At 64.8% G+C, this 20367-nt stretch carries 19 protein-coding genes; 7 read left to right on the top strand and 12 right to left on the bottom strand.

The window, feature by feature from the left end:
• Nucleotides 1-4 precede the first annotated feature (4 nt).
• Together ACIQYU_RS05875 and ACIQYU_RS05870 are read right to left on the bottom strand one after the other, a co-directional pair.
• Complete coding sequence (locus ACIQYU_RS05875) at nucleotides 5-1027, bottom strand: AraC family transcriptional regulator (RefSeq protein WP_207831605.1); 1023 nt, start codon at nucleotides 1025-1027, stop codon at nucleotides 5-7.
• 64 nt (nucleotides 1028-1091) lie between these two features.
• Nucleotides 1092-1955: a LysR substrate-binding domain-containing protein gene (locus tag ACIQYU_RS05870; protein ID WP_233688192.1), complete on the bottom strand. Its 864-nt coding sequence runs from the start codon at nucleotides 1953-1955 to the stop codon at nucleotides 1092-1094.
• Nucleotides 1956-2067: 112 nt separating this feature from the next.
• Here ACIQYU_RS05870 and ACIQYU_RS05865 point away from each other — a divergent pair, with 112 nt between their 5' ends.
• From ACIQYU_RS05865 to panB, 3 genes are all read left to right on the top strand, one after another.
• Nucleotides 2068-3174: a 2-aminoethylphosphonate--pyruvate transaminase gene (locus ACIQYU_RS05865; RefSeq protein WP_207831610.1), complete on the top strand. Its 1107-nt coding sequence runs from the start codon at nucleotides 2068-2070 to the stop codon at nucleotides 3172-3174.
• A 34-nt stretch (nucleotides 3175-3208) separates the two neighbouring features.
• Nucleotides 3209-4036 carry a phosphonoacetaldehyde hydrolase gene (gene phnX / locus ACIQYU_RS05860; protein WP_207831612.1) on the top strand — a complete coding sequence of 276 codons (828 nt, stop codon included), beginning with the start codon at nucleotides 3209-3211 and terminating at the stop codon, nucleotides 4034-4036.
• 124 nt (nucleotides 4037-4160) lie between these two features.
• On the top strand, nucleotides 4161-4976 hold the full coding sequence (panB, locus tag ACIQYU_RS05855; RefSeq protein ID WP_402798504.1) for a 3-methyl-2-oxobutanoate hydroxymethyltransferase: 816 nt from the start codon (nucleotides 4161-4163) through the stop codon (nucleotides 4974-4976).
• Here panB and ACIQYU_RS05850 read toward each other — a convergent pair.
• Together ACIQYU_RS05850 and ACIQYU_RS05845 are read right to left on the bottom strand one after the other, a co-directional pair.
• On the bottom strand, nucleotides 4964-6370 hold the full coding sequence (locus ACIQYU_RS05850) for a PLP-dependent aminotransferase family protein (protein ID WP_233694869.1): 1407 nt from the start codon (nucleotides 6368-6370) through the stop codon (nucleotides 4964-4966). The genes panB and ACIQYU_RS05850 overlap by 13 nt on opposite strands.
• 81 nt (nucleotides 6371-6451) lie before the next feature.
• Complete coding sequence (locus ACIQYU_RS05845) at nucleotides 6452-7516, bottom strand: AI-2E family transporter (RefSeq protein ID WP_207831618.1); 1065 nt, start codon at nucleotides 7514-7516, stop codon at nucleotides 6452-6454.
• A 133-nt stretch (nucleotides 7517-7649) separates the two neighbouring features.
• On the opposite strand from ACIQYU_RS05845, the gene yegQ reads away from it, so the two are divergent.
• Complete coding sequence (gene yegQ, locus ACIQYU_RS05840) at nucleotides 7650-8969, top strand: tRNA 5-hydroxyuridine modification protein YegQ (RefSeq protein ID WP_207831620.1); 1320 nt, start codon at nucleotides 7650-7652, stop codon at nucleotides 8967-8969.
• A 9-nt stretch (nucleotides 8970-8978) separates the two neighbouring features.
• Here the strand turns inward: yegQ and ACIQYU_RS05835 are convergent, their stop codons facing one another.
• Nucleotides 8979-9629, bottom strand: a complete 651-nt coding sequence (locus ACIQYU_RS05835; RefSeq protein ID WP_207831622.1) for a hypothetical protein — start codon at nucleotides 9627-9629, stop codon at nucleotides 8979-8981.
• A 238-nt stretch (nucleotides 9630-9867) separates the two neighbouring features.
• Here ACIQYU_RS05835 and ACIQYU_RS05830 point away from each other — a divergent pair, with 238 nt between their 5' ends.
• Together ACIQYU_RS05830 and ACIQYU_RS05825 are read left to right on the top strand one after the other, a co-directional pair.
• Complete coding sequence (locus tag ACIQYU_RS05830) at nucleotides 9868-10296, top strand: DUF411 domain-containing protein (RefSeq protein WP_402798539.1); 429 nt, start codon at nucleotides 9868-9870, stop codon at nucleotides 10294-10296.
• A complete protein-coding gene (locus ACIQYU_RS05825; RefSeq protein WP_207831624.1) occupies nucleotides 10296-10733 on the top strand; it encodes a YqaA family protein in 438 nt (145 codons plus the stop codon). Before ACIQYU_RS05830 ends, ACIQYU_RS05825 begins: the two co-directional genes overlap by 1 nt.
• Nucleotides 10734-11050: 317 nt before the next feature.
• Here the strand turns inward: ACIQYU_RS05825 and ACIQYU_RS05820 are convergent, their stop codons facing one another.
• The 6 genes from ACIQYU_RS05820 to ACIQYU_RS05795 form a co-directional block, all read right to left on the bottom strand.
• A complete protein-coding gene (locus ACIQYU_RS05820) occupies nucleotides 11051-11632 on the bottom strand; it encodes a DinB family protein (protein ID WP_207831627.1) in 582 nt (193 codons plus the stop codon).
• A gap of 14 nt (nucleotides 11633-11646) precedes the next feature.
• The gene (zapE, locus tag ACIQYU_RS05815) at nucleotides 11647-12753 is read right to left on the bottom strand and encodes a cell division protein ZapE (RefSeq protein ID WP_233688188.1); all 1107 of its coding nucleotides are present in this window, start codon (nucleotides 12751-12753) and stop codon (nucleotides 11647-11649) included.
• A 100-nt stretch (nucleotides 12754-12853) separates the two neighbouring features.
• Nucleotides 12854-14002, bottom strand: coding sequence for a PQQ-dependent sugar dehydrogenase (locus ACIQYU_RS05810; protein WP_207831631.1), 1149 nt, complete (start codon nucleotides 14000-14002; stop codon nucleotides 12854-12856).
• A gap of 23 nt (nucleotides 14003-14025) precedes the next feature.
• Nucleotides 14026-14343: a hypothetical protein gene (locus ACIQYU_RS05805; RefSeq protein ID WP_063913946.1), complete on the bottom strand. Its 318-nt coding sequence runs from the start codon at nucleotides 14341-14343 to the stop codon at nucleotides 14026-14028.
• Nucleotides 14344-14551: 208 nt separating this feature from the next.
• Nucleotides 14552-15517, bottom strand: a complete 966-nt coding sequence (gene speB / locus ACIQYU_RS05800) for an agmatinase (RefSeq protein ID WP_063913945.1) — start codon at nucleotides 15515-15517, stop codon at nucleotides 14552-14554.
• Between the two features lie 25 nt (nucleotides 15518-15542).
• Nucleotides 15543-16622, bottom strand: coding sequence for an extracellular solute-binding protein (locus tag ACIQYU_RS05795; protein ID WP_063913944.1), 1080 nt, complete (start codon nucleotides 16620-16622; stop codon nucleotides 15543-15545).
• Nucleotides 16623-16724: 102 nt separating this feature from the next.
• On the opposite strand from ACIQYU_RS05795, the gene ACIQYU_RS05790 reads away from it, so the two are divergent.
• Nucleotides 16725-17615 (top strand): LysR family transcriptional regulator, encoded by an 891-nt coding sequence (locus ACIQYU_RS05790; protein WP_207831637.1) that lies wholly within the window; start codon nucleotides 16725-16727, stop codon nucleotides 17613-17615.
• A 114-nt stretch (nucleotides 17616-17729) separates the two neighbouring features.
• Here the strand turns inward: ACIQYU_RS05790 and ACIQYU_RS05785 are convergent, their stop codons facing one another.
• Nucleotides 17730-20156, bottom strand: coding sequence for a TonB-dependent receptor (locus ACIQYU_RS05785; RefSeq protein ID WP_402798537.1), 2427 nt, complete (start codon nucleotides 20154-20156; stop codon nucleotides 17730-17732).
• Nucleotides 20157-20367: the final 211 nt, after the last annotated feature.

Raw genomic sequence — 20367 nt, 5'->3', positions numbered from 1 at the left:
CTCCTCAGCGCAGCCCATCTCGCGCCTGGATCACGGCACGGTAGTGCCCTGGGTTGCAGCCGAACCATTTGCGAAATGCCTTGTAGAACGAGCTGCTGTCGGCAAAGCCCAGATGCTCGGCGATCTCGGCCATGGGCCGTTCACCCTGGCTGAGCCAGGCGATGGCCAGTTCGCGCCGCACACTGTCCTTCAACCCTTGGTAAGTCTGCCCCTCCTCCCCCAGGCGTCGGCGCAATGTCGAGGCTGACAGACTCAATTGGCGGGCCACGGCATCGGCATCGGGCCATGCGCCAGGGTCCAGGTGCAACAGGTTGGTACGGATACGCCGCCCCAGGCTGGCCGGGTCACGATATTTGACAAGAATGTTGCCAGGCGCCTCGGCCAGAAAGCGCTGCAGGTCATCTGCCGAGCGCCGCAGCGGCAGGTCAAGGCAGTCGGCGGCGATGATCATGCGCGTGCGTGGGCGGCCGAATTGCAGGTTTTCCGAGAACATCACCCGGTAGTCATCGCAGAACGGCGGTTCGGCGCAACGCAGGTCCACGGCCAGGATCGGAATTCGCCGCCCCGCCAGCCAGCAGGCCACGCCGTGCACGATCATCCAGAAGGTGAAATAGGTGAAGGCACGCCGAGGTTGGTCCCGCGGCTCGTTGATGACGATCTCGGCCAGGCTCTGCTGGCGTACCAGGCCCGGCTGCAAGTCTTCGAGCATCAGGGACAGAAAGGCCAACAACGTTTCCAACCCTTCGGCCAGGGTGGGTTGGGCCATGCTCGCCCGGCACATGAACGCCAGGCTGCCAGTGCGCAGCCCACGCGGGTCCATGGCGAAAAATTCGTCGTTGCAGCGACGGGCCAACAGCCGCCAGAGGTTTGCGTAGGATTCGGCACTGACCCGGGCCTCGGGCAATTCAAGTTGCCGGATGTCGATACCGGCACGGGCCAGCAAACCAGCATCGGGTTGCCCGGCCGGGCAGGTCTGCAACAGCGCTTCGCGCACCAGTTGCATGGAGATGGTGTCTTTTTCGCTCATCGGCCATCCAGTCTGCTCTATGCCGGCCATCTTAGGCCTGCCCGCAAAAAACACCAGCCCTGACCTACAGGCCGGCAGCCAAACCCAGGAAGGCCTGAATCAGGCGCAATTCACGACGGCGCTCCAGGCAGCCGAGCATGTGCTGATTGACCAGCCCTGCACCGGCCAGCGGGCGTGCCACAACCCTCGGGTCATTGGCCACCTCGGTGGATGACACCACACCAATGCCCAGCTCCGATGCCACCGCCTCGGTAACCGCCTCACGGCTATCCAGTTCGAGCAACACCTTGGGCTGCACTGCCGCGCTGATACAGGCCTTGTCGAAAGTACGCCGGGTGGTCGAGCTCGGCTCGCGCAGCACCATGATCTGCTGGTGCAGCTCGGTCAGTGGCAAGTCGCCTTCGGCGCTGGCCCAGGCGTGCCCCGCCGGCAGCAAGGCGCACAGGCGCGACTCGCAGAGCGGCTGCAGATGCAGGCCCTTGCGCGGTTCGATCTCGGTCAGCACCGCCACATCGGCATGCTCGCCGAGCAGTGCGGCCAAGGTTTCCTGGGCATTGCCCAGGCGCAGGTTCACCGTGATGCCCGGGTAACGCTCACGCAGTACCGCGAGCATCGGCATGACCCGGTGCGGGCCATCGGCAGCCACCTCAAGACGCCCGGTCAGCAACTGGCGGTTGGCCTCGAGCATGGCCTGCGCCTCTTCGGCAAGGCCGAACATGGCGCGGGTTATCGCCGCCAGGCGGGTGCCCTCTTCGGTCAGTTCCACCCGCCGGGCAGTGCGGCGCAGCAAGGTGATCTGGTAATGCTCCTCCAGCGCCTTGACGTGGCCAGTCACTGCCGGCTGGCTGATGAACAGCCGCGCCGCAGCGCGGGTGAAGCTGCCTTCACGGGCAACGGCGTCGAAGGCACGCAGCTGGAACAGGTTCATTTCTATCGGCCTGACTTATAGCTCGGATAACAACAAACAATTTGATTGATACAAGCGGGAATTGCAACCTAGGCCCCGTAGTTTCAGCCCACCGCTTGTGAGGAATAACGGAATGAGCAACGCCCCGATTCTGCTTACCCCCGGTCCCCTGACCACATCAATCCGCACCCGCCAAGCCATGCTGGTGGACTGGGGCTCCTGGGACCGCGACTTCAACCAACTGACTGCCAGTGTCTGCGAGCAATTGCTGGCGATCATCGACGGCAGCGCCAGCCACCACTGCGTGCCCCTGCAAGGCAGCGGCACCTTCGCCGTGGAAGCGGCTATCGGTACCTTGGTGCCGCAGGACGGCAAGGTGCTGGTGCTGATCAACGGCGCTTATGGCCAGCGCCTGGCAAAGATCTGCAAGGTACTGGGCCGCGCCTACAGCACCTTCGAAACCGCCGAGGACCAGCCGACCACTGCCGCCGACGTCGACCGCCTGCTGGCCACCGACCCGGGCATTACCCATGTCGCGCTGATCCACTGCGAAACGAGCACCGGCATCCTCAACCCGCTGCCCGAGATCGCCCAGGTGGTCAAAGGCCACGGCAAGCGCCTGATCATCGACGCCATGAGCTCGTTCGGTGCGTTGCCGATCGACGCCCGCAAAATCCCCTTCGAAGCGCTGATCGCCGCTTCCGGCAAGTGCCTGGAAGGCGTACCCGGCATGGGCTTCGTATTCGCCGAAAAAACCGCCCTGGCTGCCGCCGAAGGCAATGCCCATTCGCTGGCCATGGACCTGCACGACCAGCACACCTACATGGCCAGGACCGGCCAGTGGCGCTTCACCCCGCCGACCCATGTGGTCGCCGCCCTGCACGAAGCGCTGCAGCAGTACAACGAGGAAGGTGGCCTGCCGGCGCGCCACCAGCGCTACGCCGACAACTGCAAGACCCTGCTCGACGGCATGGCTGCCATCGGCCTGCGCAGCTTCCTGCCCGCCGAGATCCAGGCGCCGATCATCGTCACCTTCCACGCACCGAAGGATGCCCGCTACCAGTTCAAGGACTTCTACGAGCGAGTCAAGGCCAAGGGTTTCATCCTCTACCCGGGCAAGCTGACCCAGGTGGAAACCTTCCGCGTCGGCTGCATCGGCGTGGTCGGAGCGGATGGCATGCAGGCCGCCGTGAATGCCGTGGCCGAGGTGCTGCGGGAAATGGAAGTGCTGGACATCTGACCCTTTGCCCACCCGATCTCAGGAACAAGCGCACATGAACTACAGCAACCCCACCCAGCTGCAAGCCGCCATCCTCGACTGGGCCGGCACCGTGGTCGACTTCGGCTCCTTTGCCCCGACCCAGATCTTTGTCGAAGCCTTTGCCGAATTCGATGTGCAGGTGTCCATCGAAGAAGCCCGTGGCCCGATGGGCATGGGCAAGTGGGACCACATCCGCACCCTGTGCGATGTGCCGGAAATTGCCGAGCGCTACCGCAAGGTATTCGGCCGCACCCCGACCGACGATGATGTCACCGCCATCTACAACCGCTTCATGCCACTGCAGATCGAGAAGATCGCCGTGCACTCGGCGCTGATCCCCGGGGCCCTGGAAACCCTCACCGGGCTGCGCCAGGACGGCCTGAAGATCGGCTCGTGCTCGGGCTACCCGAAGGTGGTGATGGACAAGGTGGTGGAATTGGCCGCGCAGAACGGCTACGTGGCCGACCATGTGGTGGCCACCGACGAAACCCCGAACGGCCGCCCATGGCCGGCCCAGGCCCTGGCCAACGTGATCGCGCTGGGTATCGACGATGTGGCGGCGTGCGTGAAGGTCGACGACACCGTGCCGGGCATTCTCGAAGGCCGCCGCGCCGGCATGTGGACCGTGGCCCTGGTGTGCTCGGGCAATGCCCTGGGGCTGACCTGGGAAGGCTACCGCGCGCTAAGCGCCGAGAAGCTGGAAAGCGAGCGCCAGCGCATCCACGCACTGTTCGCCGGCAGCCGTCCGCACTACCTGATCGACACCATCAACGAACTGCCCGAAGTGATCGCCGACATCAACCGCCGCCTGGCCAAGGGCGAGATGCCGCAAACCTCCTGAGCCGGCATTGGGGCCGCTTTGCGGCCCCTTGTTCTGGGTTGCGATCTGGCCCGAATCTGTACATTGAGTTGCCACTGAAATTGCCAAAACATGGGCCCTCCCTGTCCTGAGATGCCCAGCCCCAATGAGCACACACACCCGCACCCGGCGCCTGACAATCCCGCAACTGGTGGCCATGAAAGGTCAGCAGAAGATCGTCTCGCTGACCGCCTACTCCAGCACCATCGCTCAAGTGATCGACCCGCTGGTCGACTTCATCCTGGTCGGCGACTCCACGGCCATGGTCGGCTACGGTCGACCCTCCACCCTCGGCATGCGCCTGGACGAGACCATTGCCCATACCCGCGCCGTGGTCGACAGCACCCGCCTGGCCTGCGTGATCGCCGACATGCCGTTCGGCAGCTACCAGGAGTCCCATGAACAGGCGTTTCGCAACTGCGCCAAGGTACTGGCCAGCAGCGGCTGCGATGCCGTCAAGCTGGAGGCCAACCAGGCGTTGGCGAGCACCGTCGAGTTCCTTGTCGCACGTGGCATACCGGTAATGACGCACATCGGCCTGATGCCCCAGTTCGTCAATGCCATGGGGGGTTACAAGGCCCAGGGGCTGAGCGAGGACAGTGCTGCAACGCTACGGGCCGACGCGCAGGCCAACCTGCGCGCCGGCGCTTTCAGCCTGTTGCTCGAAGGCGTGGCCGAGCCAGTGGCCCGCGCCATCACCGAAGCCAGCGCCAAACCGACCATTGGTATTGGCGCCTCACCCGCCTGCGATGGCCAGGTGCTGGTGACCGAAGACCTGCTAGGTCTGGGCAGCGCTCATGTACCGCGCTTCGTCAAGCAGTATGCCGACGTCGGCCAGGTAATCCGCGAGGCCTGTAACAGCTATGCGCAAGAAGTACGCAACGGCATGTTTCCAACCCGGCAACACTGCTACGGCGTTTGAGCTTCATCCTCGATGGCCTTGACCAGGCATTGCAAGGCCAAGGCAATATCCTTGCTCCAGTCCACGCTGCAACACAGCCGCAGGTGGCTGCGCCAAAGGCCGCACTGGCTGAAGATTTCCCCTGGGGCAATGACGATGCGCTGCGTCAGCAACCGGGCGAAGACCCGGCGCATGTCCACCGGGCGGGTCGCCTGCAACCACAGGCTGGCCCCGCCCTGCGGCTCGACGATATGCAGGCGCCCCTGGCCGTGCGTCTGCAATAGCGCCGCCATCTGTTGCAGGCGTTCCTGCAGCAGGGGCCGCAACCGCTGTAGATGCTGCTCAAGCCGGCGCGAGGTGAACAGCCTGGCGATCGCTCGCTGACGAATGGGTGAAAGGCGGAAGGCGCGCTCAAGAAAGAGCTGCTGCAAGCGATCGACATGATGCCGGCATAGCAGATAGCCAAAGGGCGCCTCCGCACCAATCAGCTTGTCGAAGGTAGAGAACACCAGCAGCCGGTCGGGGTCGGCGAAGTCGCGGTAGCGTGGCGCTGCCGGATGGAAACACAACTCGCCGTAAGCATCGTTTTCGAAAAGCCACACATTGCACTCGGCCAGCCATTGGCAGATCTGCTGCTTGTCTGCTGCCGGCATCAGCCCACCTTGTGGCACGTTGGCCGCCGACGACAGCACGGCCAGGCGAACCGGTTGATCGCACAGCAACTGGTGAAAGTGCTGCAGGTCGAAACGCCCGTCCTCACCCAATGGCACTTCAATGATGGTCATGCCTGCCGCCTGCAACTGCCGCAATACCGCCCAGTTGCAAGGCGACTCCACCAGCGCCACCTGGCCCTCGAGGCCGAGGGCGCGCAATGCCAATTCAAGGACGCTGCGCAGGTCTGCACCGATGAACACCTGGTTGGCCTGCCAGTAGTGCTGCGCCGAATGGGTGTAGCGGTCGGCCAGCACACTGCGCAGCTCCGGCTCACCGAACGGTTGGTACAGGGGGGCCTGTGCACGTGGGTACTGGCGCGCCAGTTCGCGCTCGATCATCAGCAGTGGCTGCTCCAGCGACAGCAGCATGGCTGGCGCATCACTGCCCAAGGCGAGCATACCCGGCTGACGGGCGCTGGCGAATACCGTGTCAAGCAGGCCCGGGGAATGCCCGCGCAATGCAGATGGGCGAGTGCGGGTGAAGTAGCCCTGCTTGGGACGTGCATACACCCGCCCTTCATCTTCGAGCAGCGCATAGGCGTACTTGGTGCTGGATACCGAAACGCCAAGGCGCCGAGCCAGCTCGCGCAGCGACGGTAGGCGTTGTTCCACGTTGCATGGGGCTGCCTCGATCCGCTCGAGCAGGTAGCGGTAAACCGCTTGGTAGGTGTATTCGGGGTTGCTGTTCGGCCTGTTTTCCATAACCTGATCCATGCACGGCTTTTTATAGGAGCGTCCTTGTGTCGCGCCTACACTGAACCCGACAGGCCCGCCGGTAAAGCCCTACTGTGGCAACTGCACCTGCGGCTTGGTCGCGGCAAAGATCGCCCAGCTCGACACGAACAGCGCCGCGATCAACGGCCCGATCACGAAGCCGTTGAGCCCGAACACCGCCAGCCCGCCCAGCGTCGACACCAGGATCAGGTAGTCCGGCATGCGCGTGTCCTTACCCACCAGGATCGGCCGCAGCAGGTTATCCACCAAACCGATCACCAGCACGCCGAACGCGGTCAGGATCAGCCCCGGCAATATCGCCCCGGTCAGCAGGAAATACGCCGCCACCGGCGCCCACACGATCCCCGCCCCTACCGCCGGCAACAGCGACAGAAACGCCATCAGTACCGCCCACACCAGCGCACTCGGGATATCCAGCACCCAGAAGATGAAACCGCCCAGCGCCCCCTGGGTAATGGCCACCAGCACGTTGCCTTTCACCGTCGCCCGTACCACACGGTTGAACTTCAGCTGCAAACGGCGCTTCTGCTGCTCGGGCAGCGGCACCGCCAGACGCACCTGGCGGGCCACCTCCGCGCCTTCGCGCAGGAAGAAGAACAACAGGTACATCATGATGCCGAAGCTGATCACGAACTCGAATGTTCCCTGCCCAAAGTTGAACGCCTGGCTGGCCAGCACCTGGCTACCCTGGGTGGCCCACTTGCTGATCTTGTCGCGCAGCCCGTCGAGGTTGCCCATGCCCATGCTGTCCAGGCCCTGCTGGGCAAACGCCGGGAGCATGTCCTTGCCGCGCTCGACATAACCGGCAATATCCAGCTCCCCGTGCTCGATGCGCTGGTACAGGGCGGCGCCCTCCTGCACCAGCAGTGCACTGGTGATGATCACCGGCAGGATCGCCACCAGCAGGCATACCAGCAAGGTGGTAGCCGCGGCCAGGTTGCGCCGGCGGCCGAAACGCAGCAGCAGGTGACGCTGCAGCGGGGCGAACAGGATGCCGAGTATCACCGCCCAGAAGATCGCACCGTAATACGGCAGCAGGATCCAGACGAAGGCAATGGTCACCAGCGCCAGCAGTACTGCCAGGGCTTTGTTCTGCAGGGCGGTCTGGTTCATCGCGGGTCCTCGCATGGCTTATGCGGTATTAGTGCACCACGTCTGGGCAAAAGTGCCGCTTTTCCCTTGATGCAAATCAATACGCGCCGTGTCCGCCAGCCCTAGCATCCTCGCCTTTTGCCCCGGTGCGCACATGAACCCTACCGCCAAGCCCGAACTGCTGGCCCCCGCCGGCACCCTCAAGACCATGCGCTACGCCTTTGCCTATGGTGCCGACGCGGTCTACGCCGGCCAGCCGCGCTACAGCTTGCGGGTGCGCAACAACGAGTTCGACCATGCCAACCTGGCCCTGGGTATCCAGGAGGCGCATGCCCTGGGCAAACGCTTCTACGTGGTGGTCAACATTGCCCCGCACAATGCCAAGCTCAAGACCTTCCTCAAAGACCTGGCACCGGTGATCGAGATGGCGCCGGATGCGCTGATCATGTCCGACCCCGGCCTGATCATGCTGGTGCGCCAGCACTTCCCGCAAATGGCGGTGCACCTGTCGGTGCAGGCCAACACGGTCAACTGGGCCAGTGTGCAGTTCTGGCAGCGGCTGGGCCTGAGCCGGGTGATCCTGTCGCGCGAACTGTCGCTCGAAGAGATCGAGGAAATCCGCCAACAGGTGCCGGACATGGAGCTGGAGGTATTCGTCCACGGCGCCCTGTGCATGGCCTACTCCGGCCGTTGCCTGCTGTCGGGCTACCTCAACAAGCGCGATGCCAACCAAGGTACCTGCACCAACGCCTGCCGCTGGAAGTACGACGCCACCCCCGCCACCGAGAATGCCACCGGCGACATCGTGCGCGAAGTGCAACCGACTCTGGGCCTGGGTGCGCCGACCGAGCAGGTATTCCTGCTGCAGGAGAGCAACCGCCCCGGCAGCGAAATGCCAGCGTTCGAAGACGAGCATGGCACCTACATCATGAACGCCAAGGACCTGCGCGCCATCCAGCACGTCGGGCGCCTGGCCACCATGGGCGTGCACTCGCTGAAAATCGAAGGCCGCACCAAGTCGCACTTCTATTGCGCCCGCGCCGTGCAGTCGTACCGCCAGGCGATCGACGATGCGGTGGCTGGGCGGCCCTTCGACCGCTCACTCATGGACAACCTCGAATCCCTGGCCCAACGCGGTTACACCGAAGGTTTTTTGCGCCGCCACGTGCACGACGAATACCAGAACTACCAGCGCGGCAACTCGGTGTCCGAGCGCCAGCAGTTCGTTGGCGAGCTGACCGGGGAGCGCGTCGACGGCCTGGCCGAGGTCAAGGTGAAGAACCGCTTCGCCGTGGGCGACCACCTGGAACTGATGACCCCGCGCGGCAACTACCACTTCGATCTCGAGCACATGAGCAACGGCCAGCAGCAACCGCTGCAGGTCGCCCCGGGCGATGGCCACACCATCTACCTCCCTGTTCCCGAACAGGTGCCGTTGGCATACGGCCTGTTGATGCGTGACCTGCCAACTTGAGCGAGGTGGCTAGAGTTCAATCCTGGTAACGGCGCCAAGCCGTCGGGCGCCCAACTCTTTACGGATCTGCTGACGAAAAGCGGCAAACCGTTCCACATCGAAACGGTAAGCAGTACCAGTGTTCCACACGACGATGTCACGCTGGGTCTCGCTCCAGAATCCGAAGTCCCGTAACTCGACGGTGCCGTTGAAACGGAAGGCGTAGACCGCCAGATGGATCTGGCCGGTCTCGTCCTTCTGGCAGGGGGTTATCAGAAACGATGAGGCGACGTCGTCCTGCCAGCCAGACTGCAAAAACTTCCTGGCGTGTGCACTGATTCGCAATTCCTGCATGGACGCACGCGCCAGCTGGGCCAACAGCGTCGGTGTGCTGCCTGTGCCGATGGGCCCGAGCCTGGTATCGAAGTCGTCATGGTCCCTGATGACCTGGGGCGGTAACTCCAGGGCGGCCGTCCTTACGCAGCCATGTTTCTCCAGGCGATTGCGGAAGCGGTCGAACCAACTCTTCCATAGCTCGTCCCGGTCGAGGAAGCGGCTTGCGAACTCGTCGGCATGGTCCAGCAACGTTTGCACGTCCAGGCGCTCCTCTTCAGACAGGTTTGGTCCGATACCAATCAGATTGGTCTTGGAGTACAACAGGCAGTCCAGTGGTAGGGTCATGATCAACCAGGCTCTCGGATAGGTCGGCCAAACGTTAGCCCGCATGCTGGCGGGCCGGCATCCGGAACCAGTACCTGGCAGATAAACCGGCCGCGCTGCGACTGGGGGCCACTTGCGCTATGCTGCTGGCCAACCGCTGGATACTGGACCGAACCTCGGGCCGCAACGACGCCGGACGCAAGCAAGGTGCAGGCCTGGTCACTGGTGTCCACCTGTGTTTCCAAAGGAGTGCTTCATGATGCTGCATAAACACTTGCTGACCCTGGGCTTGCTGGCCGTCACCGGCCTGGCCCAGGCCGCCGAGACCATCGACGTCTACCGCGACCCCAACTGCGGCTGCTGCAAGGCCTGGATCAGCCACCTGCGCGACAACGGCTTCACCGTCAACGACCATGTCGAGCCGAACATGAGCGAGGTCAAGCAACGCCTGGGCGTGGCACCACGCCTGGCGTCGTGCCATACCGGGGTGATCGATGGCAAGTTCGTCGAAGGCCACGTGCCGGCCGAGCAGGTGCGCCTGCTGACCAAGCGCAACGACCTCAAGGGCCTGGCCGTACCAGGCATGCCCATGGGCTCGCCCGGCATGGAAATGGGTGACCACAAGGATGCCTACCAGGTCATCGGCGTGACCCAGGACGGCAAGGACACCGTGGTTGCCAACTACTGATGCTCAGCCTGTGGGCGCTGTTCCTCAGCGCCTTCGGCGCCGCCACCCTGCTACCGCTGCAATCGGAGGCTGTGCTGGTCGGTCTTTTGCTGCGCCAGCCCGAGGCCTGGGCCACCCTGCTGCTGGTGGCTACCCTGGGCAATGTGCTGGGCTCGGTGGTCAACTGGGTGCTGGGGCGGGCCATCGAGCACCTGCGTGACAAGCGCTGGTTTCCGTTCAGCCCTGCCCAGCTGGAGCGCGCGCAGCAGCGCTACCAGCGCTGGGGGCAATGGTCTCTGCTGCTCAGCTGGATGCCGGTGATCGGCGACCCGCTGACGCTGATCGCGGGCATCATGCGTGAGCCGTTCTGGCGCTTCCTGCTGCTTGTGGCCCTGGCCAAGGCCGGGCGCTATGCGGTGCTGACGATGGTCACCCTGGGCTGGTTTCACGCCTGGTAAAACCTGTTGGGCTGACAGGCGTATGTCGTGAGATGTTCGGCGCCTGTGAGATCGAGCGCCGCCCGCGCGGCGCATCGCGAGCGAAGCTCGCTCCTACGTTTGTTTCGGGCCAATTATTCCTGTGGGATTTGCGCGCGAACGCTTTGGCGCATGACTCGATATCGGGTGGTACAAACAAGGCGGTCGCGCGCGCTGGCACAGGCGATACTGGCCCGAAACAGATGTAGGAGCGAGCTTCGCTCGCGATGCGCCGCGCGGGCGGCGCTCGATCTCACAGGCGCCGAACATCTCACGACATACGCCTCCCACAGAGGCCCCTACACTTTCCAGACCTGCTCCTCTGTCCAGCCCAGCTCGGCAAAATCCCCTGCCCGCAACCCCGCCTCTTCCTCGCAGAAAAACTCATCCAGTTGCGGCGGCCTCACCGCCGTATCACTGAGCATCGCATGCACCTGCCCGCGGTGATGCACCTGGTGCTCGAACAGGTGCGCCAGCAGGCGCAGCCGTTGCTCGCGCTGTACCCGCTCGGGGCGCACGATGTTCACATAGCGCCCCAATTCAGCATCGCGCAGGCCCCGGCAATAGGTGATCAGCCGGTGATCGGCCTGGGCCTGCTCGGCATGCAGGTCGGTGCAGGTGGCGAAGGGCTGTTCCGGCTCGAAGAAACGCTCGCCGTCAGCGTCAGGCAGTTCGCCGCGCTGCTCGCACTCGAGCATGTGCAGGTAGAACCAGTCCACCGTCAGCAAGTGGTTGAGGGTGGCCTTGATCGACGGGAAAAAGCTGCAGCGCGGGGCGACGAACTCGTCCTGGGTCAGTTGCAGGCAGGCCTTGTACAGGCGGTGGTTGGCCCAGCCATTGTTGTAGGCCTGGGTCAGCAGATGATGCGACAGCGGCTCCATGGTTCGGCTCCTTTTCAGGCGAAGCGTTGCAGTTGCATCTCCCGTAGCCGGCTCAGGGTCCGTTGGTACGGGAACGCCAGATACCCTTGAGTGTAGAGGGCATCCAGCGGCACCTGTGCCTCCAGGTACAACGCCACGCGGCGGTCGTAGCATTCGTCGACCAGGGCAATGAAGCGGCGCACCGCGTCGTCCTTGGGCGAGAGCGCCGGCAGTTCGCGGTCGCCCGCCACCACCCGCGCCGCAGCATCCTCGGTGCCACGGGCAATGCGCCCGGCCCGCTGTTCCCCACCCAGCGCAGGAATGCCCGACACCAGGATGGCCGGGAAACGGTCGCACAGGGCCATGAACTCCATGGCCGCCAAGGGTTGTTCGCACAGGTCGGTGAAGCGGCACCAGATGGCCTGCGCGCTGCGCCGCACCACCTGCACCTGCCGGGAGCCGATGGCCAAGGGCTGATCGTGGCCCGCATCGCTCGGGCTAAGCTGGCGGAACACCTCGCCCAGCTGGCTGGCCTGCCCCGCTTGCGCCACCCAGTAGCGCTGGCGCTCGGCACCGGGGTGCAGGCGGTGGTCCTGCTCGCCGGCTACCGGCAGTACCTGCATGTGCCGCTGGATGGCGGCGATGGCCGGCAGGAAACGCTCGCGGTTGAAGCCGTCACGGTAGAGCTGCTCGGGTGGCTGGTTGGAGGTGGCGACAATCACCACGCCTTGGTCGAACAGTACCTGGAACAGGCGGCCGAGTATGATCGCGTCGCCAATGTCGTTGACGAACAGCTCGTCGAAGCACAGCACGCGAATCTGCCCGGCCAGTTCCCCGGCCAGCGCCAGCAGCGGGTCGGCGGTGCCGTTGAGCTGGAACAGGCGCTGGTGGACCCAGGCCATGAAGTGGTGGAAATGCTGACGCCGGCTGGGTACCCGCAAGCAGCGGTGGAACTGGTCCATCAGCCAGGTCTTGCCGCGACCGACCGGGCCCCAGAGGTAGATACCCCGGGTGGGGCGGCCCTGCTCGACAGCCTGGAAACAGGCCTGCAAGGCCTCGACGGCACGGGCCTGGGCAGGGTCGGCGACATAACCCTGGGTGCTCAGGGCCTGCTGGTAGAGGGAATGGGGATCGATAGCCATGCGGCATTCTACACGGCTGACACCCCGCGGACCTCGCAGGAACAACCGTCTGCCCCAAATTCAAAAGGCTCCCACAGGGGCCGCGTACGGCAGTAAGTAATCAGGCGTCGCCCAAGCCTACCTTGAGCAGCGCGCCGTCCTTGTCATCGGTCAGCACATACAGGTAGCCATCCGGCCCCACCCGTACATCGCGGATACGCGCCTTCAGCTCACCCAGCAAACGCTCTTCATGCACCACCTTGTCGCCATCCAGCTGCAGGCGGATCAGCTCCTGGGTCGCCAGCGCACCAATGAACAGGTTGTGGTCCCAGGCCTTGAACGTGGGGCTGTCGTAAAACGCCATGCCGCTGATGCCTGGCGATTTCTCCCACACATGGTGTGGGTCGACCATGCCCTGCACATGCTTGCCCTTGGCCTCGGGGATGGGCAGAAGCGAGTAGTTGATGCCGTGGGTCGCAATCGGCCAGCCATAGTTCTTGCCGGGCTCGGGAATGTTGATCTCGTCGCCGCCACGCGGGCCGTGCTCGTGGGTCCACAGCTTGCCGGTCCAGGGGTTGAGCGCGGCGCCTTGCTGGTTGCGGTGGCCGAACGACCAGATCTCTGGCCGCACGTTGTCCTTGCCGACGAAGGGGTTGTCCCTGGGCACCTCGCCGTCCGGCAAGATACGCACGATCTTGCCTTGCAGTTTGTCCAGGTCCTGGGCAGTCGGGCGCTGGTTGTTCTCGCCAAGGGCGATGAACAGGTAGCCGTCGCGGTCGAACACCAGGCGCGAGCCGAAGTGGTTGCCCTCCGACAGCTTGGGCTGCTGGCGGAATATCACGCTGAAGTTTTCCAGCCGGGCGCGGTCCTGGGACAACTGGCCACGACCGACCGCTGTGCCGGCCCTGCCATCACTGCCCTCTTCGGCGTAGGACAGGTAGACAGTGCGGTCCTTGGCGAACTCCGGCGACAGCACCACATCCAGCAGGCCGCCCTGGCCCTCGGCCCAGACCTTGGGCACACCGCTGATCGGCGGGCCGACCTTGCCTTCGGCATTGACCACCCGCAAGTTGCCGGCGCGCTCGGTGACCAGCATGTCCTTGCCGCCCGGCAGGAATGCCAGGGCCCAAGGGTTGCGCAGGCCATCGGCCACTGTGCTGACGGTCAAGGTGCCTTCTTCACTGCGGAACTGCTGTTCGGCCGCCGCCTGCGCCAGCAGGGGCAGCAGTGCGGCGGTGGTCAGAGTGACAAGCCAGGGTGCTCGAAGCATGCAGGATTCCTTTCGTAGGGCGGTCACGGCGCGCGCGGGTTGCCGCGGGGTGGTCGAGTGGGCTCCAGGTTCGGGGTTTGCTGCTGGCGGCGCAGGTTGTCGCCGTTGCCGATGCCGCGGTTGTCCAGGGTTGGCGTGCGCTGGTACGGGTCGGTGGACGGGCCGCGCACCGGCGGTGTGGCCGGCATGCTGCCCTGGCGGCTATTGGGGTTGGCGCGCTGGATCGGGCTGTTGTAGGGGTTGTTGTTGCCGGCGGCGAGTTGCAAGGGCGGTTCGGGGGCCGCTTGCACAGGCAGGTACAGGGCCAGGCCGAGGGCCAGGATGGGCAATGTCGGGGTCATGCTTCACCTCCTGTACGAAAATGCCGCGCCTGGTGGGTTTGATAGCCTAAGGCGCGGAGGGTTCGCGGCAAAAGTGTGAATATGGGTGGAGATGATTCCTGATGTTTCAGTATGGGCCTTGGGGGCTGCTGCGCAGCCCTTTAGCGATACAAGGCCGCTCCCTGTGGAGCAGCCTTGTGCTGCGAATGGGCCGTAAAGCGGCCCCAGGTTACTGGCCCTTGTCCACCTTGTGCCGCGCCGCATACAGGCACAGCATTTCCATCGCCAGGGTGGCCCCCGCCAGCGCGGTGATGTCGGCATGGTCATAGGCCGGCGCCACCTCCACCAGGTCCATGCCCACCAGGTTGATGCCGCGCAGCCCGCCGAGGATCTCCAGCGCCTGCACCGTGCTCAACCCGCCGCACACCGGCGTGCCGGTACCGGGCGCGTAGGCCGGGTCGAGGCAGTCGATATCGAAGGTCAGGTACACCGGCCGCTCGCCCACCCGCTGGCGAATCGCCGCGATCACCGCCTCGGTGCCCTGTCGGTGCACCTGGCGGGCGTCGAGGATGGCAAAACCCTGGCTGTCGTCATTGGTGGTGCGCAGGCCGATCTGCACCGAGCTGGCCGGGTCCACCAGGCCTTCGCGGGCCGCATGCCAGAACATGGTGCCGTGGTCGATGCGCTGGCCTTCCTCGTCCGGCCAGGTGTCGCTGTGCGCATCGAAGTGAATCAGCGCCAGCGGACCATGGCGGCGGGCATGGGCCTTGAGCAGCGGGTAGCTGATGAAATGGTCGCCGCCCAAGGTGAGCATGGCGCAGCCTGCTTGCAGAATATGCGTGGCATGGGCCTCGATGCTGTCCGGTACCGACTGCGGGGTGCCGCTGTCGAAGGCGCAATCGCCATAGTCGATCACCGCCAGGTGGTCGAACGGGTCGAACGCCCACGGCCAGTGCCGGGCCCAGGCCTGCTGCACCGAAGCGGCGCGGATCGCCCGTGGGCCGAAGCGCGCACCAGGGCGGTTGCTGGTGGCAGTATCGAACGGCACACCGCTGACCACCACATCGACGCCACGCAGGTCACGGCTGTAGCGGCGGCGGGAGAAACTGGTAATGCCGGCGTAGGTACTTTCCGCAGCGGTGCCATACAGGCTGTCGCGGGTCATGGCCTGGTCGTTGTTTGCTGCTTGCTCCACGGTCGGGCTCCTTTGTCGTCATGGGTTACTGGCGGCTGCGGAACGCGGTCCACAGGCGGTTGCGCTGGCGCAGGTCGGCCAGGGCCATGCTGCGGTCGGCATACAGGCGCTGGCGCACCGCGGCCGGCGGGTAGATGTCCGGGTCGTTGCGCACCGCTTCATCCACCAGCGGCGTGGCCGCCTGGTTGGCGTTGGCGAAGAACAGCGTGTTGGTCAGCGCGGCCACCGACTCGGGCTTGAGCATGAAGGCGATGAACGCCCGCGCGGCCTCGGGGTGCGGGGCGTCCTTGGGGATGACCAGGTTGTCCTGCCACACCAGCGTGCCTTCGCGGGGGATGCGGTAGATCAGCTCGAACGGCTTGCCGGCGCGGCGCGCCTGGTCGGCGGCCATCGCCGCATCACCGTTGTAGGTCAGCGCCAGGCACACGCTACCGTTGGCCAGGTCGCTGATCTGTCGGCCATTGGCGACGTAGCTGATCGACGGCTGCAGCTGGCTCAGCAGGTTCTGCGCGGCGGCCAGGTCGTCCTTGTTCTGGCTGTAAGGGTCCTTGCCCAGGTAGTTCAGGGCCACGCCGATCACCTCCTGCGGCGAGTCGGGCATGGCGATGCCGCAGTCCTTCAGCCGGCTGGCGTACTCGGGCTTGAACAGCAGGTCGAGGCTGTCCAGCGGCACATCGCCCAGGCGCTGGCGCACGGCCTCCACATTCACCCCCAGGCCCAGTGTGCCCCAGGTGTAGGGCACGGCATGGCGGTTGCCGGGGTCGGCCTCGGCGAGCTTGGCCAACAGGTCCTTGTCGAGGTTGGCGTAGCCGGGCATGGCCTGGGGGTCGAGCGGTTGCAGGGCGTTGGCCTTGAGCGCCCGGGCCAGCACGGCCGACGACGGCACCACCACGTCATAGCCGCTGCCACCGGTCAGCAGCTTGGTTTCCAGTACCTCGGTGGTGTCGAAGGTGTCGTAGCGGACCTTGTAGCCGGTTTCCTGCTCGAAGCGCTGGAGGGTTTGCGGGGCGACGTAGTCGGCCCAGCTGTAGAGGTTGACGACCTTTTCTTCGGCCTGCAGCGGCAAGGCCAGGACCAGGGACAGCAGGCACAACGATCGACGCATGGCGGACACCTCGGCAAATGGGTGGATGCCGCGAGCATGCCAGCCGGGTTACATTGCAGGAATGGCAAGTTTGCAAAGCTGACATTCATCAGGAGCAATGTAATGCTCGGACAAGTGCACGACCCCGACCTGCACCTGCTGCGGCTGTTCGTCACTGTAGTCGAGGCCGGTGGCTTCAGCGCCGCGCAAGGCGTGCTGGGCCTGAGTCAGCCCACCATCAGCCAGCGCATGGCGCAGCTGGAAACGCGGCTGGGCTACCGCCTGTGCAGCCGCGGCAAGGGTGGTTTTCACCTGACGGAAAAAGGCGCGTTGTTGCTGGACGCCGCCCGTGGGTTGCTGCTGAACATCGAGCAGTTTCGCCAGCAGGCCAATGGCGTTGCCGGGCGGCTGCTGGGGACCGTGCGGATCGGCATGGCGGAGCACCAGGACAAGGCGGTAAGCCTGAAGCTGGCGGCGGCCATTGCGGCGTTTCGCAGGCGCGAGGAGGCGGTGCAGCTGGAACTGATCAGTGCCCCGCCGGCAGAGCTGGAGCGGTTGTTGCTGGAGCAGCGGCTGGATTACGCCATCAGCTACTTTTCCGGCAACCAGGCAGCCTTCGATTACCAGCCGCTGTTCGAGGAGCGGCAACGGCTGTATTGCGGCAAGGGGCATGTGCTGTTCGGTGAGGCTGGCGTTGGGCGGGAGCGGTTGCTGGCGATGGACCAGGTGCGCCATCCGTACCGGTTGCTCAAGGGCGGCGAGCCGTTCCAGAGCCAGCGCAGCATGGCGGTGGCCGAGCAGATCGAGAGCGTGCTGACGTTCATTCTGTCGGGGCGGCATATTGGCTATCTGCCGTGCCATTGCGCACAGGGGTGGGAGGCTGAAGGGCTGTTGTGGGCGCTGGACCCGGGGCTGGACTTTGTGGTGCCGTTTACCCTGGCCAGGCACCGGGCGCAGGCGGTTGGCGAGGCACAGCAGGCGTTTGCGCAGGATTTGCTGGCGGCGTTTGCCTGACCTGGCCTCTTCGCGGGTTTACCCGCTCCCACAGGGTTCTCACACAGCCTTAGGGCTGCGCCGTGCCTGTGGGAGCGGGTTTACCCGCGAAGAGGCCGGGACAGACAACACCCATCAGTAAGCCATGCTCCAGGTCAGGGTGTAGGTGCGTCCACGCCCCTGGTAGTCATACAGGTACGCCGGCCCGTAGGTTGGCGAGTAGAACAGCGTCGCACGCTGCCCCCAGACCGTACTGTACTGCTTGTCCAGCAGGTTCTGGATGCCGGCGCTGAAGGTGCCGAAGCCGGTATCCTGGCTGCCCAGCAGGTCGAAGGTGGTGTAGCCGTCGATCTCGTGGTCGGCATCGTCCTTCAGGCTGAAGGCATGGTTGGCCTGCAGCCGCGCACTGCGGCCATCGCCCTTCCAGCCGACGAACGCGGTAGCCTTGGACAGCGAGGCATAGCGGGCATCGCGCTTGATCCAGCCGCCATCGACAGCTTCTTCCTCGGAGCGGGTCAGGTGCAGGGTGCCACCGGCTTCCCAACCCGTCTGGAAGTGCCGGGTCAGCGCGCCTTCAAAGCCGAAGTCACGGCTTTTCTGCTCTTCCACATTGATGGTCAGCGTCTGCGAATCGACGTTGATGATCTTGTCCGACCAGATGTAGTACAGCGCCGCCTGGGCGTCCCAGTCCAGGTCGGCATAGCGCCAGCCCAGCTCCACCTGGCGGCTCTTGATGCCGGCCAGCGGGTTGTCGGCCACGCTCAGGCCAGGCTTGCCGTAGTACTTGGCCGGGTCGGGCAGGTCGAAGCCTTCGCCGTAGTTGGTCCATACCTGGTGGCCATTCTTGAAGTCGTAGATGGCACCGACATTGAACAGGTTGACCTGGTAATCGTTGCTGCCGCCCGGCACGCCCTTGAAGTCGCTGACGTCCACGTCCATCTGCTGGCGCCGGGCGCCGCCGGACAAGGTCAGGTTATCGGTGGCATGCCAGTCCAGCTGGGCGTACACCGACACGCCATCGACCCGGTAGCTGGGGTAGCGGGCGGCCTTGCTGTCCTTCTCCAGCTCCAGCCCACCCGACTCGGACGATGTCTGGGCGTTGAAAGTGGTCTGCTCGGCGTTGAAGCGCTCGCGGTCCAGGTCGACGCCGTAGGTCAGCTTCAGCGTATCCCACTGCTTGGCGAACAGGCCCTTGAGGCTGGTGACCTCGAAGTTCTGCTGCGAGGCGGCGAAGTACACCCCGCGCGAGCCGGTGGGCGTGGCGCGGTTGTAGTACGGGAACGGGTAGAAGTTGTCGTCTTCCTTGCGGTACGAGGCCTGCAGGTAGAAGTCCTGGCCCAGCACGTCGGTGTGGTGGTAGTTGGCGTTCAGCAGCAGGCGCCGGGTACGCGGCTCCAGGTCTGACGAGTAGCCGCTGCGCAGCTCGGCGTCTTCCAGGTCGGACGGGGCGTTGTAGTTCAGGTGGGGGAAGTAGATGCCGGTGCTGCCGTGGTTGCCCGAGTCATAGTACTGGGCCAGCAGGTCGAGGCTCTGCTGGTCGTTCAGTTGCATCCCCAAGGTACCGAGCACGTCGATGGTGCGGTTGTACTGCAGGTCGGTCTGGGTGTTGTCGATGAAGATCTGGTCGCCGGCGCCGTCGTAGAAGGCTTCGTTCTGCTCGCCGGAAACCCCCAGCCGGGCATTGACCCGCTCGTTGCCGCCGCTGACCGACTGGGCGAAGCGGGTGGCCAGGTCATCGCTGTTGTTGAAGCCGCTGCTGGCACCGAGCTGGGTCTCGAAGCGCGCCGGGCCGGGTTCGCCCTTCTTGGTCACGATGTTGATGATGCCGCCGGTGGCGCCGCCGCCGTAGATGGCACTGGCACCGGACAGCACTTCGACGCGCTCGACGTTGAACGGCGAAATGCTGTCGAACTGCCGCGACAGGCCGCGCGAGCTGTTCTGGCTGACCCCGTCGATCATCACCAGCACGTTGCGCCCGCGCATGTTCTGGCCGTAGTTGGTGCGCCCTTCCGGCGCCAGGTCGAGGCCTGGCACCAGCTTGCCGATGGCTTCCTTCAGGCTGACGCCGCTGTCGATCTGCTCGCGCAACTGCTGCTGGTCGACCACCCACACGGTGCCGGGGATTTCGCTGATCGCGGTGCTGGTGCGCGAGGCCACGCTGACCTCGATCGGCTTGAGGTTGACCGCTTGCGGCGCGGCGTCGGCCTTACGCAGGGTCACCGTGCGGGCATCACTGAAGTGCCAGCTCATGCCAGTGCCGGCCAGCAACTGTTGCAGGGCCTGCTCGATGCTGTAGCTGCCCTGCAAGGCCGGGCTGGCCTGGCCGGCGACATCGCCGGTGGTGTACAGCAGGTGCAGGCCGGCCTGGTCGGCGAAGGTGGTCAGGGCATGGTCCAGCGGCTGGGCTGGCAGGTCGAGCTGGACCTGGCGAGCCTGGGTCTGGGCCTGTTCGGTGGCGGTCGAGGCCGACGCCTGCAGCGGGCCGACCAGCATGGCCAGGGCACTGCAGGACATCAGGGCATGGTGAAGAGGGCCGCGGCGGCGGTGCAAGGGCTTGAGCATCAGAGGCACGAATGAGCTTCCTGACAAGTCGTAAATGAGAATGGGTTGCTGATCAGTCCCTCTACGACGATCTGGCTGGCAGGAACTTGCAGTGCCAAATGGAAAATATTTTTATTTCTGTGCCGGCCTCTTCGCGGGCTTGCCCGCTCCCACAGGTACACCACAGGATTCAAGATCTGTGGAATACCTGTGGGAGCGGGCAAGCCCGCGA

This window comes from Pseudomonas sp. NPDC096925 (assembly GCF_044762545.1).
Lineage (GTDB): Bacteria > Pseudomonadota > Gammaproteobacteria > Pseudomonadales > Pseudomonadaceae > Aquipseudomonas.
The sequence above is the reverse complement of the archived record's forward strand: the minus strand, read 5'-3'. Positions and strand labels throughout refer to the sequence as shown.

Coding starts and splice junctions, on each gene's coding strand:
- ACIQYU_RS05875 (WP_207831605.1), bottom strand. CDS start 1,027: ATGAGCGAAAAAGACACCATCTCCATGCAACTGGTGCGCGAAGCGCTG.
- ACIQYU_RS05870 (WP_233688192.1), bottom strand. CDS start 1,955: ATGAACCTGTTCCAGCTGCGTGCCTTCGACGCCGTTGCCCGTGAAGGC.
- ACIQYU_RS05865 (WP_207831610.1), top strand. CDS start 2,068: ATGAGCAACGCCCCGATTCTGCTTACCCCCGGTCCCCTGACCACATCA.
- phnX (WP_207831612.1), top strand. CDS start 3,209: ATGAACTACAGCAACCCCACCCAGCTGCAAGCCGCCATCCTCGACTGG.
- panB (WP_402798504.1), top strand. CDS start 4,161: ATGAGCACACACACCCGCACCCGGCGCCTGACAATCCCGCAACTGGTG.
- ACIQYU_RS05850 (WP_233694869.1), bottom strand. CDS start 6,370: ATGGAAAACAGGCCGAACAGCAACCCCGAATACACCTACCAAGCGGTT.
- ACIQYU_RS05845 (WP_207831618.1), bottom strand. CDS start 7,516: ATGAACCAGACCGCCCTGCAGAACAAAGCCCTGGCAGTACTGCTGGCG.
- yegQ (WP_207831620.1), top strand. CDS start 7,650: ATGAACCCTACCGCCAAGCCCGAACTGCTGGCCCCCGCCGGCACCCTC.
- ACIQYU_RS05835 (WP_207831622.1), bottom strand. CDS start 9,629: ATGACCCTACCACTGGACTGCCTGTTGTACTCCAAGACCAATCTGATT.
- ACIQYU_RS05830 (WP_402798539.1), top strand. CDS start 9,868: ATGCTGCATAAACACTTGCTGACCCTGGGCTTGCTGGCCGTCACCGGC.
- ACIQYU_RS05825 (WP_207831624.1), top strand. CDS start 10,296: ATGCTCAGCCTGTGGGCGCTGTTCCTCAGCGCCTTCGGCGCCGCCACC.
- ACIQYU_RS05820 (WP_207831627.1), bottom strand. CDS start 11,632: ATGGAGCCGCTGTCGCATCATCTGCTGACCCAGGCCTACAACAATGGC.
- zapE (WP_233688188.1), bottom strand. CDS start 12,753: ATGGCTATCGATCCCCATTCCCTCTACCAGCAGGCCCTGAGCACCCAG.
- ACIQYU_RS05810 (WP_207831631.1), bottom strand. CDS start 14,002: ATGCTTCGAGCACCCTGGCTTGTCACTCTGACCACCGCCGCACTGCTG.
- ACIQYU_RS05805 (WP_063913946.1), bottom strand. CDS start 14,343: ATGACCCCGACATTGCCCATCCTGGCCCTCGGCCTGGCCCTGTACCTG.
- ACIQYU_RS05795 (WP_063913944.1), bottom strand. CDS start 16,622: ATGCGTCGATCGTTGTGCCTGCTGTCCCTGGTCCTGGCCTTGCCGCTG.
- ACIQYU_RS05790 (WP_207831637.1), top strand. CDS start 16,725: ATGCTCGGACAAGTGCACGACCCCGACCTGCACCTGCTGCGGCTGTTC.
- ACIQYU_RS05785 (WP_402798537.1), bottom strand. CDS start 20,156: ATGCTCAAGCCCTTGCACCGCCGCCGCGGCCCTCTTCACCATGCCCTG.